The sequence below is a fragment of the Clostridium sp. LXY-7 genome (assembly GCF_056172015.1).
Genome location: NZ_JBLLJL010000007.1, coordinates 48,074 through 64,990 on the forward strand (window position 1 = coordinate 48,074; position 16,917 = coordinate 64,990).

A 16,917-nucleotide genomic window follows, 5' to 3' on the forward strand; every position below is an offset into this window, starting at 1 on the left:
GTAAAATAATAAAGCCGTGCAAATGCACAGCTTTATTAAATTAAATCAATTTCTACCCTATTTAGTTTAGCTATCACTTTAATCTCCTTAGGATGTAAGGTTTGAGTCCTCAAGGTATTTTTGTTACTTATTAATAGTACTTTATTACTATCTAATTTTTTTATCTGCCTTAAGACTCTTTCTCCATTAAGTTCTATAAGATATAATTTATTATTTTCCATCTCTGAAGTCATATTCGCAAAAACTATATCCCCTTCACATATTCTAAAACCTAATAGATCATCATTTTCTATCTTTATATAAATTACTTTATCTTGAGCATATCCTTCTATCTTATTAGATATTATAGGTAAATCTCTTTTGCCTATTGGTTTATTTAAATCATAATTATATATACCCACTGCTTTAATTACAGAGCTAAGTGCATTACTCCATAGGTCATTTACCTCTTCCATCTTAACTGATGAATTTTTTACTGATATAGTTTTACTAGTTGTTCTACTAATCTCTCGCTCTTGTTTATTCTCCTCTTGAATTATATTATCAAAAAGAGTAGTCATATTAGTAAAATCTCCACCTAATATATTACCTAATCTATCTATTAGTCTTTCATTAACAACTTTTCTTCCATTTTCAATCTCATTTATAAAGCTTTCAGCAACACCTAATTTTTTTGCTAATTGCTTTTGAGTCATCCCTTTAGAATTTCTAGCTTGCTTAATTTTTTCTCCTACACTATTCATATTCATTCTCCCCCCAAGGCAAATTGAAAAATTAACTAGTCAGTATTCTGGTTTATTTTATTTCATATGCTTAATATAATGCATCTAAAATAACCAGTTAAATGTAGTTATTTTTTCATCATATTCATCCTTTGAAACTCTCTTTCTTGAATTAAATGTTCAATCAAATCATGTAGCTCCATTTCAATAGATATTGGTGTGGTGGAGGCTAATATAGGTTTACTTTTAAGTACAGTTCTTACTCTTGAAACTGCTCCTTGAAGCTCCACACCTTGAAATCCATTAAAGATTATAATTTTCTCCTTTGGTAATAACTCCTCACTATTTTGTTTTTCATTCTTAAGTAGTATATCTTTAAGAGTATATTTACCCATACTTGCTTTAATAAATATGAAATCTGCCTTGGTCAATTCCTCAAACCCATTCTCCAAAGCCTCTTTTTCCTCTTGGTCAATTCCATATATCACTAACTTCTTTTTCTCCAATATCTCCATGTTACACCTCTTTGAAATTATAAAGTTTCTGGTGCTGAATACTCTATTCCAAAAGTATCTACAGTTACTGACTTCATAACTTGATCCTCATATGGTTTATCTCTATAATCGGTTTTTGTACTTACTATTTCATTAGCTACTTCTTGACCCTCTATTAATTTTCCAAAGGAAGCATACTGTCCATCTAGATGTGGAGCATTTGCTACCATAATAAAGAACTGACTTCCAGCTGAATCTGGATGTTGAGATCTTGCCATGGATAAAACTCCTGCTGAATGTTTTAATTCATTGTTAAATCCATTTACAACAAACTCACCCTTAATTGAATATCCTGGACCGCCCATACCAGATTTTTCAGGACAACCTCCTTGTATCATAAAACCTGGTATTACTCTATGGAATATCAATCCATTATAAAAACCACTTTCTACTAAATTAATAAAGTTTTTTACTGTGTTCGGCGCTATTTCTGGATATAGTTCAGCTTTCATTATCTTTCCATTTTCCATTTCAAATGTTACTATTGGGTTCATAACATATCCTCCTCATATTTCATTGCGATTTTATTATATTATAATCACAAATGTTATTATCTTTCTAGTAAATTATAGCAAAGATCTATAATCCTATCATCTTCCTTTGAATTATATATCTTAATATTTCCTTTATTTTCACTTTTATTTAACATATTATTATTTTTTAGAATTCTTTGTAGTTGTTTGGCTGTTCCTAAGCTTCCATCTATTATAGTTACATTATTTCCTAGGACATTTTTTAATGCTCCTTTAATAAAAGGATAATGAGTACAACCTAATACTACTGAAGATATATTTTTCTTATCTAAGTTTTTAAATCTCTCTTCTAAATAGTTTTCCACTATTTGACCTTCTAGATGACCACTCTCTATAATTTCTACTAATCCCTCACAAGGCATAGGAACTATATGAGATTTCTCGCTATATTTTTCTCTCAGCCTATTAAATTTTTTTTCGGCTAAAGTCATAGGCGTTGCCATAATTACAACAGTACCATTTCCATAATACTCAATGGCAGGTTTTAACGCTGGCTCTATACCAATTATAGGTATATGCTTATAATTCTTCCTTAAACTTTCAATGGCTGCACTAGTAGCTGTATTGCATGCTACTACTATTGCTTTAGTATCCATAGCCAATAATCTATCCACAACTTTACATGAAAGTTCCTCTACTTGTTTTGGGCTCTTAATCCCATAAGGAGCATTTTTAGAATCTCCAAAATATATATAGTTTTCATTTGGTAATATTCTAATTGCTTCTCTTAGTACACTTATTCCACCTATTCCTGAATCAAAAAATCCTATATTTAAATGTGCTTTCTTCATTTCACTACACCACTCTAAAGTACTATTATTTATCATTATAAATTCTATATATTTATCATACTATACCTAACTCTTTATGAAAAGTATTAGTATATAGTTATAATATATATTTTAGATTATCGTCAAATCTAAAGAAATTTAAATACTTAAATAAAAAAATCTGCCATTGTAATATATGTTAATTAACAACAATTAAATGACAGATTTTTTTAAATTCTTAAATCAGAGTTTTATTTATCCAATAACTCAATAATCTTATCCTTGATATACTGTAAAATCTCAACATTTCCCATATATACAGTATCATCTATATCACTCAATTTAATTTTGAAGAAGTTTATTACCAACTTATTTTCACTTATTATATATTCATCAGAGTGCAAAGGTGAATATATTACTTCAACTTCTTCAAAATTATTTTTATTATCTCTATTAGCTAACTCACTAGCTAAAAAATCAATATTAAGCTTTTTTAATGGTGCTGCCATTGCTTTAGTGAACTCTAAGTCTTCCATCATCCACATGTTATTATTCCAAAATTTCTTTTCTTTTTTATTACCATCAAATCTTTCTCTATTTTTTATAGCACTTAATGCCCTTCTCACAGATTCATCATTAAATTCTTCATCGTAAGCAACCTTTAGTGCTGGCATCTCAGCAACATCATAGAAAAATTTTTCTGATATATTATCTTTTTCACTAGCAGCCTGCCAATAATACAACATAGCCTCTACTGCATCTAAATTTAATTTTACTCTATTTAACATAAAATTTCTCTCCTCACATATCCCTATATTAAACTTAGCTTTTATTATACAATATCGATTATAATTACCTATGTGTTATGATTCTTCAGCTTCCAGATCTTTTTACTAATCCCACAGCTAACCCCAATATAGATACCCCTTCTTCTTTTATCTCTATAGGATCATATTTAGGGTTTTCTGGAATGAGCACAGCCTTATTCTTCTTTAACCAAAGCCTTTTTAAAGTTGCCTCACCATTTAAGTTTACTGCTACTATATCGTTATGATTAGCTACAGTTTGTTTTCTAATAACCACATAATCTCCATCATCTATGCCAGCATTAATCATACTATCTCCTTTTACTGTTAATATAAAAGGATCCTTCACTCCCTTTATCCAGTAATTCGGTATATTTAAATAATCTTCTATTTCATCATTAATTGAAATAGGTTCTCCAGCTGCAATACTACTATAGATTGGTACATTTCTTAACTCCACCTCATTTAAAGTCTCTCCATTGTGTCTTGGATTCAAAATAACTTCATTACTTGAACTATTATCGATTGCAAAGTCATGAGTCAATCCATATTTAAAATCTACATAGGTAAAGTAATCAATAAATTTGTTATTATTTATCTGTGGGATAATTTTCTTAACAACAGATTTATTACCACAATTTATTATCTTATATTTATGTTCATCAAAATCTTTTACCGACTTAGAATTCTTATAACATTTTATCCATGGAGTACTATTTCTACTCTCACCTTTATTATTGACTAATATAAAATTACTGTAAGGCTTAATGCTTAATAACCCTCTTACTATCCCTAGTTGCTTTATACTTAGTTCTTCTACATTATCTACAATTATATGAGTATAGTTTATTCTATTTCCTCGTACATATTTATCTACCACATTCATTTTATCTATATAATCAGCTAAATGATTTTTCTTTAAGTAATTGTTATACCACTTAAACAGTTCATAAATTTCCTGTCTATTTTTAGAATTTTTTCTTATACTAATTCCTCTACCTACTCTTTTAAGCTCCTTATACTCCTCTAAGGATTTTATATTAATATATTTAATATATTGAATTTCTTCTAATAGAAATTTTATATCGTATTTTTCTACACATGAATTATTTTCTTTTAAAACTTCTACGCCTTTACTAATTACTTTTAGAAGTTCGTCATTGTCTATAGTTTCAAGTCTTTTATTACTCTTATAAAAAAGTTCATCCAATAATTCCTCAATATTGTACATTTCAATATTTCCGCCAATAAATGAAAATAGTGTTATAGGACTTATGCGTTCCTGTAATTTGTTCATATAACTTTTATTATAGTTTTTATTATCACTTGTTATAATTAATATATTTTCATCCTTGTCCATTGAAAAATTATTTTGAAGATGAACAGCCTTTGCTAATATTCCTTCTGTTTTACAATTTCCTATTTCTCCCTGTAATATGAAGAATTTATTATTTTTGTTCTTATTTAATTTTTCTAATATATTCTCATGGCTCATATATCCTCACCTCCTATTAACATTTATTGTATCATTAATGTAACTACAACAATTCCCATAATTCTACTAGTCAAAATTCTAAGAATTTAGACAATAAAATAAATTTTATGCTGTGTAGTCTTTTATAACATAACTATAGATAATTCAATTTATCTATGTATTTTTCCTTTATATAGATTATATCATAGTTACTTTATGTATAAAATAAAAGATAACTTATTGACATATTGCTTTGACTTTTGTAGAAAATTGATATGTCTTATAATGTAACTAAAATTACTTACAAATCGTTTTATTTGCTAAATTATATATATATTTCTAATATTTAGAATTTACTATATTGATTTATATGCTATAATATAAATTGATGTAGTTTTACTTTGGGGGATTATCATGATTAATATATTAAGTATAAGAAGCTGTAAAAAATTCTTAATTCGACTCTATATCTTAATAATTTTACTATGCTCAATTGATTTATTAGTTGCGCCTATTACTGCTTTGGGTTCAGAGAATTCAAAAATGCACCCATCCTCTCACAATAAAAATGTTCTAATATTGACTTCTTTTAACAGTATTGATAATTTTGAATCAAATCTTTCAAATTATCTAATCAATAATATTCATGATGCCAATTTTACGATAGAAAACCTTTCTTTGTTAGGAAGAAATAACTCATATTTAGATACTCAAGCAAAATTGCTGAGTGAAAAATATTCTAATATAGATTTTGATTTAATTATTGCTTTAAACGATGAAGCTTTAAAGTTTACAGGTACATATCATAACCTCATTGTGAAGGATACTCCTGTGATTTTTGGGGGAATTAGCTACTTCAGTTACCTCTCACAATACCCCTTTAATCGATTTACTGGAATCATTAAAAATCCAAATATAAATTCATTATTAGATTTTATCCTTGATATTCATCCATCAATATCAACTATTAACATTATTTTGGATGAATCCTTATTTGCTCTAAATATAGAAAACTCATTAAGATCATCAATTCCTTACTATGGAGAATATGTAAAATTTAATTTTATTAATGCTTCCACTATAGATGATATCTCTAAGGAACTTTCACCCAGCCATTTAAATGAACCTATCATAATCCTAGGTAGCTATACTGATAAAAATGGTACTATCTTATCACCTGATGAAATAATAGATGAAATTAAAAGTGTTTGCTTCTGTCCTATATATACTTTAGATGGTAACTTTATTAACTCGAAGGTAATTGGTGGATGCTTCATAGATACTAAAAGTCATGGTAAAATTTTAACTGAACTAGTAGATAGACAGTTAGCTTCTAAAGATATTATAAAAATTCCACCAGTTTATGATAATAATAGTGTATTTAAGTTTAATTATAATGAACTAAAGGTTTTTCATATTGATAGAGGGTCCTTACCACCAAATGCTATTGTTTCGAATAGTCCTTGGTTAAGTATAAACTCTATATATGTAATCATAGGAATTGTATTACTACTTATACTTATATTTATTATAACTGTCCAAAAAATTATTAATAGAAAAAATATTAACTTAGAAAAAAAGAAATATGAACAAGCGGTTTATTCTGATCAATTAAAAACCGAATTTATAGCCAACTTTTCTCATGAACTAAGAACACTTCTCAATGTAATGTTATCTGGCTTGCAGCTTTTAGATATATATGTTAAATCTGGAGATGTCACTTTTAAAAATCATGAACAAGAGCAAAAACTAGTCTATGTTCGTCAAAGTGGATTAAAGCTCCTAAAACTTATCAATAACTTAATAGACTTGACGAAATTAGATGCTGGATATTTCAACACTAACTTCGAAAAAAGAAACATAATTCAAGTTATTGAAGATATAACTATGTCCGTAGTTGAATTTAGCAAGTCTAGGGGTATCGATTTAATATTTGATACCAATGAAGAAGATGTCTTTATGTCTGTAGATAGCGAAAAAATGGATAGAATCATGTTAAATCTACTGTCTAATGCTATAAAATTTACTCCTGCAGGTGGTACTATCTTTGTAAATATTAACTGCGATAGCTCAAATATAGTAGTCTCTATCAAAGACTCCGGTATAGGTATTCCTAAAGAAAAGCAAGAAAGCATTTTTGATAGATTTACTCAAGTTAATAGTTCTCTATCTCGCCATAATGAAGGCAGTGGAATTGGACTATCCCTAGTTAAATCATTGGTGGAGCTTTTAGGTGGTACTATTACATTAGAAAGTGAAGCAAATCAAGGATGTAAATTTACTTTTAAACTACCTATAAAAATTGTTGATGACTCAAAATCATCAGTAGATATATCTAGTCACAATTTACAAAAGAACACAGATAAAATATTAGTAGAATTATCTGATATAAATGAAGTTTTAAAATCTTAATTAAAGGCTTTGTTTTAATATAGTTCATTATCAACAATCATTTAAAACAAAGACTAATTAAAAGAGAACGGATATTTAAATCCTTTCCCTCAAATTATTATAAGCCCCTATGATATTATTATCATAGGGGCTTTCTATCTATAATTTCAAATCTTCTTTAGCCTTAACATGATTCTTCCATGCATATAATACTAATGCCACACAAATTACTCCATAAGCTACAAATACTCTAAAGTACTCACCTATTTGAGGATTATTAAATAAGTTCTTTCCTGCTGTAGGAGATACAATAAATAATGTATGGAATAGAATTACTCCAAGTATTGCTTGTTTATTTGTAGCTTTTGATACTGTTGCTCCACCTATTAGTATAGCAGCAATTGCAAACATTCCTACCTGTTCATGACTTCCATAGGTGTTTAACGTTCCTATATTTTGAAGGAATATAAGTTGTCCCCACGCTGCAAGCACCGTAGATATTATTATAGCTTTTACTCTAATCTTATCTACATTTATACCTGACGCATTTGCTACCATAGCACTTTGTCCAACAGTTCTAAAATCCTGTCCTAGCTTAGTTTTAAATATAAATACATTAAACACACATAAGAATACAATTAATATCATAGTTACCATAGGTACTTTAGCAAAGTCTAATAGAGTAGCTATCTGTGGTAATTGACATACTATTAGCATAACTAAGCTTAAAACTGCACCTACAATGTATTTAGTTATTCTCTTATCCTTTTTCTTTATTACTGAATATGCACCTCTCCCTATAAAATATATTATTAGAATTAATGCTACATAATAAGTTAAATAATATAATGACATTCCCCAGATTCCATCTAATGCATATTTAATTCCACCATTTAAATCAACTGTATTTTTAATACCCACTCCTCCACTTATAATAAGAACAGGGTTTTTCATTGGGATTAAAGTACCTATTAAAACTAAGAATAAAAGCTGATAAAGTCCATTGGCAAAGAACCCTAATACCATACTTGTTATCATCTCTTGACCTTTGGTTTTATTTAGTACCTTTCCAGTAAAATACCCGAAAATTATGGCTAGAGGAGTTGTTAAAACTACACAAAGTAAAAATCCTGGAAGTCCTACTATTCCCCAATGAGTCACTGCTACTATAGCAATTTGAGCAGCCATTGCACCTATAACTATACCAAAGTTTAGTCCCATACCTGCTATTACAGGGATTATAAGGGATAATACTATGAAAGTATTTCTAGCAATCCTAGTCACTAATTCATTTAATACTAACGACATAGGTTGACCAGAAAGGTTAAGTCCAAATATACACAAAACCACAAATAATATAGTTACCATGTTATTAAAAACATAATTCTTACCAGTTTTAACTATATTGTTTTTATTCATTTCCAGCACCTCCCTTGGCTTTAGTTAAGGCATAGAGTATTATACCCTGAGTGACAATTATCCTTATTATTTCTGATAGACCTCCTCCTTTAACCGCTTGATTTGCTACTGGTAATCCTACAACTAATAATCCTTGAAATAAGAATGTTCCTATAATAACATGGGATATTTTTGCCTTTCTAATGGAGGCTCCACCTATAAGTATTGCTGCAACTGCCGCGAATCCCATCATCATCGGTGCTTGATATAATTGAAAAAAACCGTAACTTTGAGAATAAACCATTATTCCTACTGAACCCAATACTGTGGATATTGTAGTTCCTATTATTCTCATTCTATCTACCGATATAGCTGATGCTCTTGCAAAATTAGGATTATCTCCAGCTGTCGACATCATTATACCTGTCTTGCTTTTTAAGAATAGCCACATAAATATACAACACACAAAGAATATTATTAATGCTCCTGTTGGAATCTCAACTCCAGCAATTTTAAAGCTCCAAAAATTATCTAAAATACTTGAGTATCTTCCATCTAAGGTAATGGTAGTTCTCAAGCCATCTCCTATTGGCCATTTTATCTCATCACTTTTAAAGGGTAATAAGAGCCATCCTATACACATTAGTGATATAGCTGAAAATCCTGCGTATGTAGCTATCATCATTTCTGATCCCTTTACTTTGTTTAATAATACTCCGTAGAGATATCCAAATACTATAGCTATTGGTATTCCTATAGCTATCCCTACAAAGAACCCAACTCCACCACTAAGATTAAGCTCTATACTAATTAGTCCACCTAGTATTCCTGCTAGTATTCCTATGGGTAATCCAAAATTTAGCCCTATTCCACAAAGTATACCTGGTACCATGGCAAGTACTAGTATTCCATTCATCCCAAACCTAACTAACATGTCAGATACAAGCATAGGTAATGATAATTTAAGAGGAATTGCTAGTATACACAATATAATGAAAAATCCACCTATAATTACCCTAGGTAATCCTACTTTATCAATAAAATGTTTTATTTTATCATTCATATCTCATCACTCCTATTCCCCACTAGTATTTATGCCTGACATGAGCAATCCAAAATCAGCATCTTTGCCATCTGGTTTTAATATTCCAGCGATCTTACCCTCTGTTATTATTGCGATTCTATCACATATACTTCTAAGCTCTGCTAGTTCACTTGAAGTTATGATTATGGTCATACCCTTTTCTTTATTTAACTTCACCAATGTATCTAATACTAATTTCTTAGCCCCTATATCTATTCCTCTAGTAGGCTCTGACACAAATAATATCTTAGGGTTTAAGGTTAACGCTCTAGCTATGCATACCTTTTGTTGATTTCCTCCACTAAGCCTTCTTGTTAATTGAGTAGGGCCTGTACATCTTATATCAAGAGCTTTTATCATTGTATTTGCATACTCTCTAATACCCTTAGCATCTTCCATTTTTATAGGGCCAAACTTCTTTAGAAATCCATTGTTGAGTTTCATTTCGGTTACTACAATATTAAGTTCTATAGAATTGTCTAAAAGAAGACCTATTCCTTTTCTATCCTCCGACACAAATGCCAATCCATTCTTTAGAGCCCATTCAACTGAGTTTAGATTAACCTTCTTCTCTTTAATGGTAACATCTCCCATAGCTGAGTATAACCCCATAATACCATTGGCTATTCCAATCTTACCTTGACCAGCTAACCCTCCAATTCCTAAAATTTCACCTTCCATTACATCTAAATTTACACCCTTAACTCTCTCTCCAGGCATGTCAACTACTAAATCTTTTATCTTCATTATCACTTTACTGTTTTCTAATTTGTTGGCCTCTTCAGCTTTTCTTATTATTTCCAGCTTTCTTCCTACCATCAGTTCTGCTAATTCTATAACATTGGTAGAACTTTTTTCTAAGGTTTTAACTAATTCCCCATCTCTCAAAATCGTAATATTATTAGCTACAGTCATAACCTCATCTAACCTATGAGTTATAAATATTATTGCTATTCCGCTATCAGCTATGGTTTTCATTGCAGTCATTAAAGTTTCTGCCTCACTCTCAGTAAGCACAGCGGTAGGTTCGTCAAAAACTAATAGTTTTACATTCTTTTTATCTATTTCTCTAGCTATTTCAACAAACTGCATATATCCTACTGGAAGTGATGATACATAAGAAAGTTCATCTATTCCTATTCCTATAGTTTTTAAAGCTTTTTGGGCATCTGAATTCATTGTTTTATAATCTAGGTTTTTTAAGTTTTTGCCGAATACCTTACTTATTACAGTATCTTTTGTAATTTCTCTATTTATTTTTATATTTTCAGCTACAGTAAATCCTGGTATTAGCATGAATTCTTGATGCACCATTCCGATTCCTAAATCCATAGCATCCTTAGGAGACTTAATTTGAATTTTTTTATCATTAAGACTTACTTCTCCCTCAAAGCCTCCAGTTGAATGTATTACAGGCATACCAAATAAAATATTCATCAATGTAGATTTCCCTGCCCCATTTTCTCCTAATAGAGCGTGTATTTCACCGGGTTTTATTCTTAAATCAACACCTTTTAATACGTAATTTCCAAAATACTCTTTTTGTATTTTTTCCATTTTAAGTACATATTGTTCCCCCATGTTCTTTTACCCCTCCTAATGTCATATATGTTAAAATAAAAGTCTTCAGGGGAATACACCCTCTGAAGACTTATTCTACCTTTAGAAATCTATATAATCTGATAATATTAAGTAGTAATTGTCATAAGTCTTACTAGTTTTTTCGTCTTTATATTGAGTAACAGTCATTTCTGCCTTTGCTACATCTTTCATTATTTTCTCTATAGCTGCTGTATCATTTTTACCATTAGTCTTACCTTCAATTACCTCCATAGCATATTTAGTTCCAGCTTCAACTAAAAGCATATTTATAGGTACTGGCCAAGTTGCAAATTTACCTGTACCACCTTTTTCAGCTATTTTAGCTTTAATTTGCTCCACTACATATGGTACATCGCCCTTCTTGTCATCAGGAATTTGTATTCCTAATGCTCCTGGATAAGCATGATATGGAGATGGACAACATTGTTGTGGCATCATAGCTCCTTCAGTTAAAGCTGCTTTTATAAGTGGCTCTTGCATAGAGCAGTTAGTTGAGAAAAATGCTGTATCTTTTCCAAACTCTTTAACTTTTCTTGGAACATCCTCTAATATAAATTGTTGTGCTCCTGGAACTCCAGCATCTCCTGTTGGGTCTGGTGCTGTTGCATCAACAAATTTTATTCCTTCTTTTTCAGCTGTAGCCTTTAACAAATCTCTTCTCTTAGCTAACATTTCATAAGACATATGTCTTGGGAATGAATAGTGAACAAAAGTTTTTGCACCTTGCTTTTTAGCTTGGTTTATTATGGTTGTACCCATTCCTAATTCATCAGCAGCTAATACTACATCTGCTTTTCCTGCTATCATTGCTGGGTCTTCTCCTGGAACTCCTGCTATGAATAACATATCTGGATTAGTTTCTCTAACCTTATCTATTGCAGCTGATGCTCCTGGAACTGCTTGAACAAATACTATAGCTTTAACATCAGGGTCTGCTGCTAGTGTTAATGTATTTGCTATAGTAGTTTCTGTTTCTTTCATAAAATTATCTGGGTAAGTTTGAAGTATTATCTTGTCGCCAAACTCTTTTTTCATACTTTCTGCTGCTCTGTACTCTTCTTCACCTTGAGATACTGTTCCTGTTATAATTCCTATTTTATAATCTTTTTCTTTTCCGTCTCCGCCCCCTGTTGTTGGGTCTTTCGGACCACATGCAACTAATCCTAAAGCTATAATTCCTGCTAATGTGCTCGCTAATAATTTTTTACCCATTGACTCTCCCCCTTATTCTTTGCTCATTAAAATATATTTATATTAAGTAAATAATATTACTTAATTGAAATATCTCTATTTGAAGTTATGTCTTCTAAATTATTTCAAATAACAATTCTTTTTTACACTATCAAACATATCTTTTTTGAATAATCGACATAATTTTTATTTATTTATTTAAATATTCTGAATATTTATAAGTTATATTTTAATAAAATATAACTTATAAATACAATATTTTTAATTCAAATTTATTTAAATTAAAATAATTACCCATTTTGATAATTGTTTGTTATAATTTTACTCGTTATCTCCATTGTTGTCAATATGTAAATAATATTTGAATAAAGTTTGAATGAATTACATAATTAAATTTCCTTTATTTTATTGAATATATAGACAAAGACCTACCTCAATTAGAAATCTATCTAATTAAAGTAAGTCTTTGCTATGATTATTCTATTGCATTTAGAACTTCTTTGATTATTGCTGGATTTACACCTCCACCAACCTCATATAATTGTTTGCTAGTCTTTAAGTTTAATATACTTCTTTGATTTTCCTTAAGAGATGAATCTAAAAGAATAACTGGAGATTTTAATTTTGCTCCTAATGGTCCTGATGTAAGAGCATCTGCTAATACAATACCTTTAGTTGCAATCATAGTTTCTTGATTTTCATCCTTATAAAAATTCTTTATAACTTCAGCATTTGTTTCATATCTATTTATACCTGCTACTCTATTTCCTAAAACATTAGATTTTGTTACTGAATTTACTTGCTCCATTACACTGTTATAGAGAATTCCGTCACCACCAATAAAATATGCAGTGTCTAAGTCCTTACTTCTAAGCCATTCGAAAGTTTCATTATCTATACTATTTTTTTCTGTAAGTATTATAGGCATCTTTTCTTCTCCCGCTTTTGATGCAATTGATAGAGCATCAGCTTCACCATATCCATAACAAATATAAGCTTTATTTACTGCAACTAACTGCTCTAATTTTTGAGCTATGGCAAGAGATGTTTCATATCTATTTTTCCCTCCATATCTAGATATTTCAATATTGCTATTCATAGCTTTTAATTCATCTTCTATGCTAGTTGATATTACTCCATCTCCACCAATAAAAATCACATTAGATGGATTTAATCTTTGTATTTCACTTTTAGTATGATCATCTAATTTGTTCTTTTCTGTAAGTAATATAGGTGCATCATAAGCTGCTGCTAGAGGAGTAGCTGTAATTCCATCTGAATTAGCATATCCGTTTACTAAAACTACAGTTTTTGCTCCATTTTCCCATCCTGTTTTACTTATCTTTGATGAAGTTTCATATCTGTTAATACCAATTAACTGCTTATGTTCAACCGTACTAGGTACCTCAATGGGTTCTGAGTATAAAGATTTTAAATCCGCATGTAATATGCTATCACTTTGTATATTTTTAGCTGAATAGTACATACTTCCTTTAATTTCCTTGTACTGTCTATTCAGATTAACTTGAGTGGTTATTTGTCTAGCTACCTTCTGATTAGATACACCTTGTCCAATATATAGCTTTACATTGGTTCCACTAACTTGTTTTGACCACCAATCTACTAGAGTTGCGTAATCTGCTAGAGGATGTCCAATTTCCCAGTATACTTGGGGTGCTATATAATCTATCCATCCATTTTTCACCCAAGCTACCGAATCTGCATAATCACTATAATAGCTCTCTTTTCCATTTGTGTTTGATCCATTGGAGTCATTCTTTTTATTTTTCCATATTGCAAAAGGACTGATTCCAAATTCTACATTAGGTTTAATGCTCTTAATATTTTGATAAACTTCTTTAACTAAAATATTTACATTATTTCTTCTCCAATCATCCTTCTTCATTCCATTACCATATAGCTTATAGGAATTATCATCATTAAAACTACCCTTATAAAAATAGTCATCAAAATGAACTCCATCTATATCATAATTTCTAACTACTTCATTTACAGTATCTACTAGATACTTCCTAACTGCTGGATTGCCTGGATCATAATATAGATTTGTTCCATCAGATACAACCCAACTTGGATTTTTTCTCGCTGGATTATCTGGCGACAACTTATTTAAATCCGTACCTTCCTTTCCAGTAGTTAATCTATATGGATTAAACCAAGCATGAAATTCCATCCCTCTTTTATGAGTCTCTTCAATCATAAATTGAAGTGGGTCATAGCCTGGATCTTTTCCCTGAGTTCCTGTAAGGAATTCTGACCAAGGGTTAATATTTGATTTATATAATGCATCAGACTTAGGTCTTACTTGAACTATTACTGAATTCATACCTGCTGATTTAAGTGTGTCAATTAAACTTACAAATTCTTGTTTTTGCTTATTAGGATTATTGGTGGTATTTGGCCAATCAAGATTCCAAACAGTAGCAATCCATGCGGCTCTCATTTCGCCATTAATCCTACTCTGGTTTTGTGCTGAGACTTTCATTGGTACCATAGTAATCATTACTACCATAGCAATTAAAAATGATATTATTTTTTTCATACCTTCCCCCTTAGTTTTTTAATATATTTTATAAGCGTTCACTAAAAAAGTTAAGTCTATCCTGAAATCATTAATTTACTAAATGATTTTAGGATAGACTTTTTATTATAATTTAAATGAACTCTTTAATGAAACTATTCTATTAAAAACAGATTTTTCCTCTGTAGAACATTTTGAATCCACGTTGAAATATCCATGCCTAAAGAATTGAAAAACATTTCCCTTTTTAACATTTTTCATATCTGGTTCAACGAACCCTTGTAAAACCTCTAAAGAATTAGGATTTATACATTCTAAGAAAGTTTTATTCTCATCCTGCTGGTCATCTAGAATAAGAGGTTCATAAAGTCTAAACTCTGCCGGAATAGCAGCTTTTCCATCTACCCAATGTATAGTTCCTTTAACCTTTCTTCCAGTAAATCCAGTTCCACTCTTAGTTTCAGGATCATAGGTGCAATGTATCTCTACAACTTTTCCATTCTCATCTTTTATAAAATCGTTACATTTTATAAAGTATGCTCCCTTAAGCCTTACCTCATTTCCTGGAAATAATCTAAAATATTTCTTAGGAGGCTCTTCCATAAAATCTTCTTCTTCAATATATATCTCCCTTGAGAAAGGTATCATTCTATTTCCCATAGATGGATCATCTGGATTGTTCTCAATCTCTAACATCTCTACCTTATCCTCTGGATAGTTTGTTATAACTACTTTTAATGGTCTTAATACTCCCATAGTTCTTGGAGCCTTTGGATTTAGATTTTCTCTAATAAAGTGCTGCAACATTTGCTCATCTACAGTACTATCATTTTTAGCTACTCCTATTTCCCTACAGAAGTTACGAATAGCCTCAGGTGTATACCCTCTTCTTCTAAGTCCTGCTATAGTTGGCATTCTAGGATCATCCCATCCATCAACTACACCTTCATCCACTAATGCTTTAAGTTTTCTTTTGCTCATTACAGTATTAGTTATGTTAAGTCTTGCAAACTCAATTTGCTGTGGTTTATCTTTCATTTCGCAAGCTTCTATAACCCAGTCATAAAGTGGTCTATGATCTTCAAACTCCAAAGTACATATTGAATGTGTTATACCTTCAATAGCATCCTCTAATGGATGTGCAAAATCGTACATCGGATAAACACACCATTTATCTCCTGTATTATGATGAATAGAATGAGATATACGATAAATTACTGGATCTCTCATATTTATATTTGGAGAAGACATGTCGATTTTTGCTCTTAGTACCTTTTCTCCATCTTTAAATTCGCCATTTTTCATACGACTAAATAAATCTAAATTTTCTTCAGCTGTTCTATTCCTATATGGACTCTCTTTCCCTGGCTCAGTTAATGTACCTCTATGATTTTTTATATCTTCTGCAGATAAGTCACATACAAAAGCTAACCCTTTTTTTATTAAAAGAGTTGCACTATTATACATTTCTTCAAAGTAATCTGAAGCAAAATATAAATCATCCCATTGAAATCCTAACCATGTTATATCTTCTTTTATAGATTCTACATATTCAGTATCTTCCTTCGTTGGATTAGTATCATCAAATCTTAAATTAGTTTTTCCTTTAAACTCATCTGCTAGTTCAAAATTTAAAACTATAGACTTTGCATGACCTATATGTAAATACCCATTTGGCTCTGGTGGGAAACGAGTAATTATATCTTTATGTTTGCCACTCTGCAAATCATCTACTACTATTCTTTTTATGAAATTAGAAGATGAGTTATTTAAAATCTCTCCCATAATATTCACTTCCTTTAAAACTATTATAAATAAATATTACTCATATTAAATTTAAATATATCATA

At 30.2% G+C, this 16,917-nt stretch carries 13 protein-coding genes; 1 reads left to right on the plus strand and 12 read right to left on the minus strand.

The annotated features are described in order from the left end of the window. Window positions 1–35: 35 nt before the first annotated feature. The 6 genes from ACI48Q_RS19070 to lexA all read right to left on the minus strand — a co-directional run bounded on the left by ACI48Q_RS19070 (window position 36) and on the right by lexA (window position 4,880). Window positions 36–743: a S24 family peptidase gene (locus ACI48Q_RS19070; RefSeq protein ID WP_474920827.1), complete on the minus strand. Its 708-nt coding sequence runs from the start codon at window positions 741–743 to the stop codon at window positions 36–38. A gap of 107 nt (window positions 744–850) precedes the next feature. Beyond that, on the minus strand, window positions 851–1,237 hold the full coding sequence (locus ACI48Q_RS19075) for a DUF3783 domain-containing protein (RefSeq protein ID WP_474920710.1): 387 nt from the start codon (window positions 1,235–1,237) through the stop codon (window positions 851–853). A 17-nt stretch (window positions 1,238–1,254) separates the two neighbouring features. Continuing rightward, entirely contained in the window at window positions 1,255–1,770 is a 516-nt protein-coding gene (locus tag ACI48Q_RS19080) for a peptidylprolyl isomerase (RefSeq protein WP_474920711.1), read from the minus strand. Window positions 1,771–1,826: 56 nt separating this feature from the next. After that, window positions 1,827–2,600 carry a glutamate racemase gene (murI, locus tag ACI48Q_RS19085; protein ID WP_474920712.1) on the minus strand — a complete coding sequence of 258 codons (774 nt, stop codon included), beginning with the start codon at window positions 2,598–2,600 and terminating at the stop codon, window positions 1,827–1,829. Between the two features lie 230 nt (window positions 2,601–2,830). Further along, a complete protein-coding gene (locus ACI48Q_RS19090) occupies window positions 2,831–3,367 on the minus strand; it encodes a TDE2712 family protein (RefSeq protein ID WP_474920713.1) in 537 nt (178 codons plus the stop codon). A gap of 85 nt (window positions 3,368–3,452) precedes the next feature. Beyond that, complete coding sequence (lexA, locus tag ACI48Q_RS19095; RefSeq protein ID WP_474920714.1) at window positions 3,453–4,880, minus strand: transcriptional repressor LexA; 1,428 nt, start codon at window positions 4,878–4,880, stop codon at window positions 3,453–3,455. Window positions 4,881–5,273: 393 nt separating this feature from the next. Between lexA and ACI48Q_RS19100 the strand changes: the two genes are divergently transcribed. Next, window positions 5,274–7,271, plus strand: a complete 1,998-nt coding sequence (locus ACI48Q_RS19100) for a sensor histidine kinase (protein ID WP_474920715.1) — start codon at window positions 5,274–5,276, stop codon at window positions 7,269–7,271. A 138-nt stretch (window positions 7,272–7,409) separates the two neighbouring features. On the opposite strand, the gene ACI48Q_RS19105 is transcribed toward ACI48Q_RS19100, so the two are convergent. The 6 genes from ACI48Q_RS19105 to ACI48Q_RS19130 all read right to left on the minus strand — a co-directional run bounded on the left by ACI48Q_RS19105 (window position 7,410) and on the right by ACI48Q_RS19130 (window position 16,852). After that, the gene (locus ACI48Q_RS19105) at window positions 7,410–8,669 is read right to left on the minus strand and encodes an ABC transporter permease subunit (RefSeq protein ID WP_474920716.1); all 1,260 of its coding nucleotides are present in this window, start codon (window positions 8,667–8,669) and stop codon (window positions 7,410–7,412) included. Then, complete coding sequence (locus ACI48Q_RS19110) at window positions 8,662–9,711, minus strand: ABC transporter permease subunit (protein WP_474920717.1); 1,050 nt, start codon at window positions 9,709–9,711, stop codon at window positions 8,662–8,664. Before ACI48Q_RS19110 ends, ACI48Q_RS19105 begins: the two co-directional genes overlap by 8 nt. A gap of 12 nt (window positions 9,712–9,723) precedes the next feature. Further along, window positions 9,724–11,313 carry a sugar ABC transporter ATP-binding protein gene (locus ACI48Q_RS19115; RefSeq protein WP_474920718.1) on the minus strand — a complete coding sequence of 530 codons (1,590 nt, stop codon included), beginning with the start codon at window positions 11,311–11,313 and terminating at the stop codon, window positions 9,724–9,726. 81 nt (window positions 11,314–11,394) lie between these two features. Continuing rightward, window positions 11,395–12,546: a DUF3798 domain-containing protein gene (locus ACI48Q_RS19120; RefSeq protein ID WP_474920719.1), complete on the minus strand. Its 1,152-nt coding sequence runs from the start codon at window positions 12,544–12,546 to the stop codon at window positions 11,395–11,397. A 454-nt stretch (window positions 12,547–13,000) separates the two neighbouring features. Then, entirely contained in the window at window positions 13,001–15,088 is a 2,088-nt protein-coding gene (locus ACI48Q_RS19125; protein ID WP_474920720.1) for a family 10 glycosylhydrolase, read from the minus strand. Between the two features lie 105 nt (window positions 15,089–15,193). Next, window positions 15,194–16,852: a glutamine--tRNA ligase/YqeY domain fusion protein gene (locus ACI48Q_RS19130; protein ID WP_474920721.1), complete on the minus strand. Its 1,659-nt coding sequence runs from the start codon at window positions 16,850–16,852 to the stop codon at window positions 15,194–15,196. Window positions 16,853–16,917: the final 65 nt, after the last annotated feature.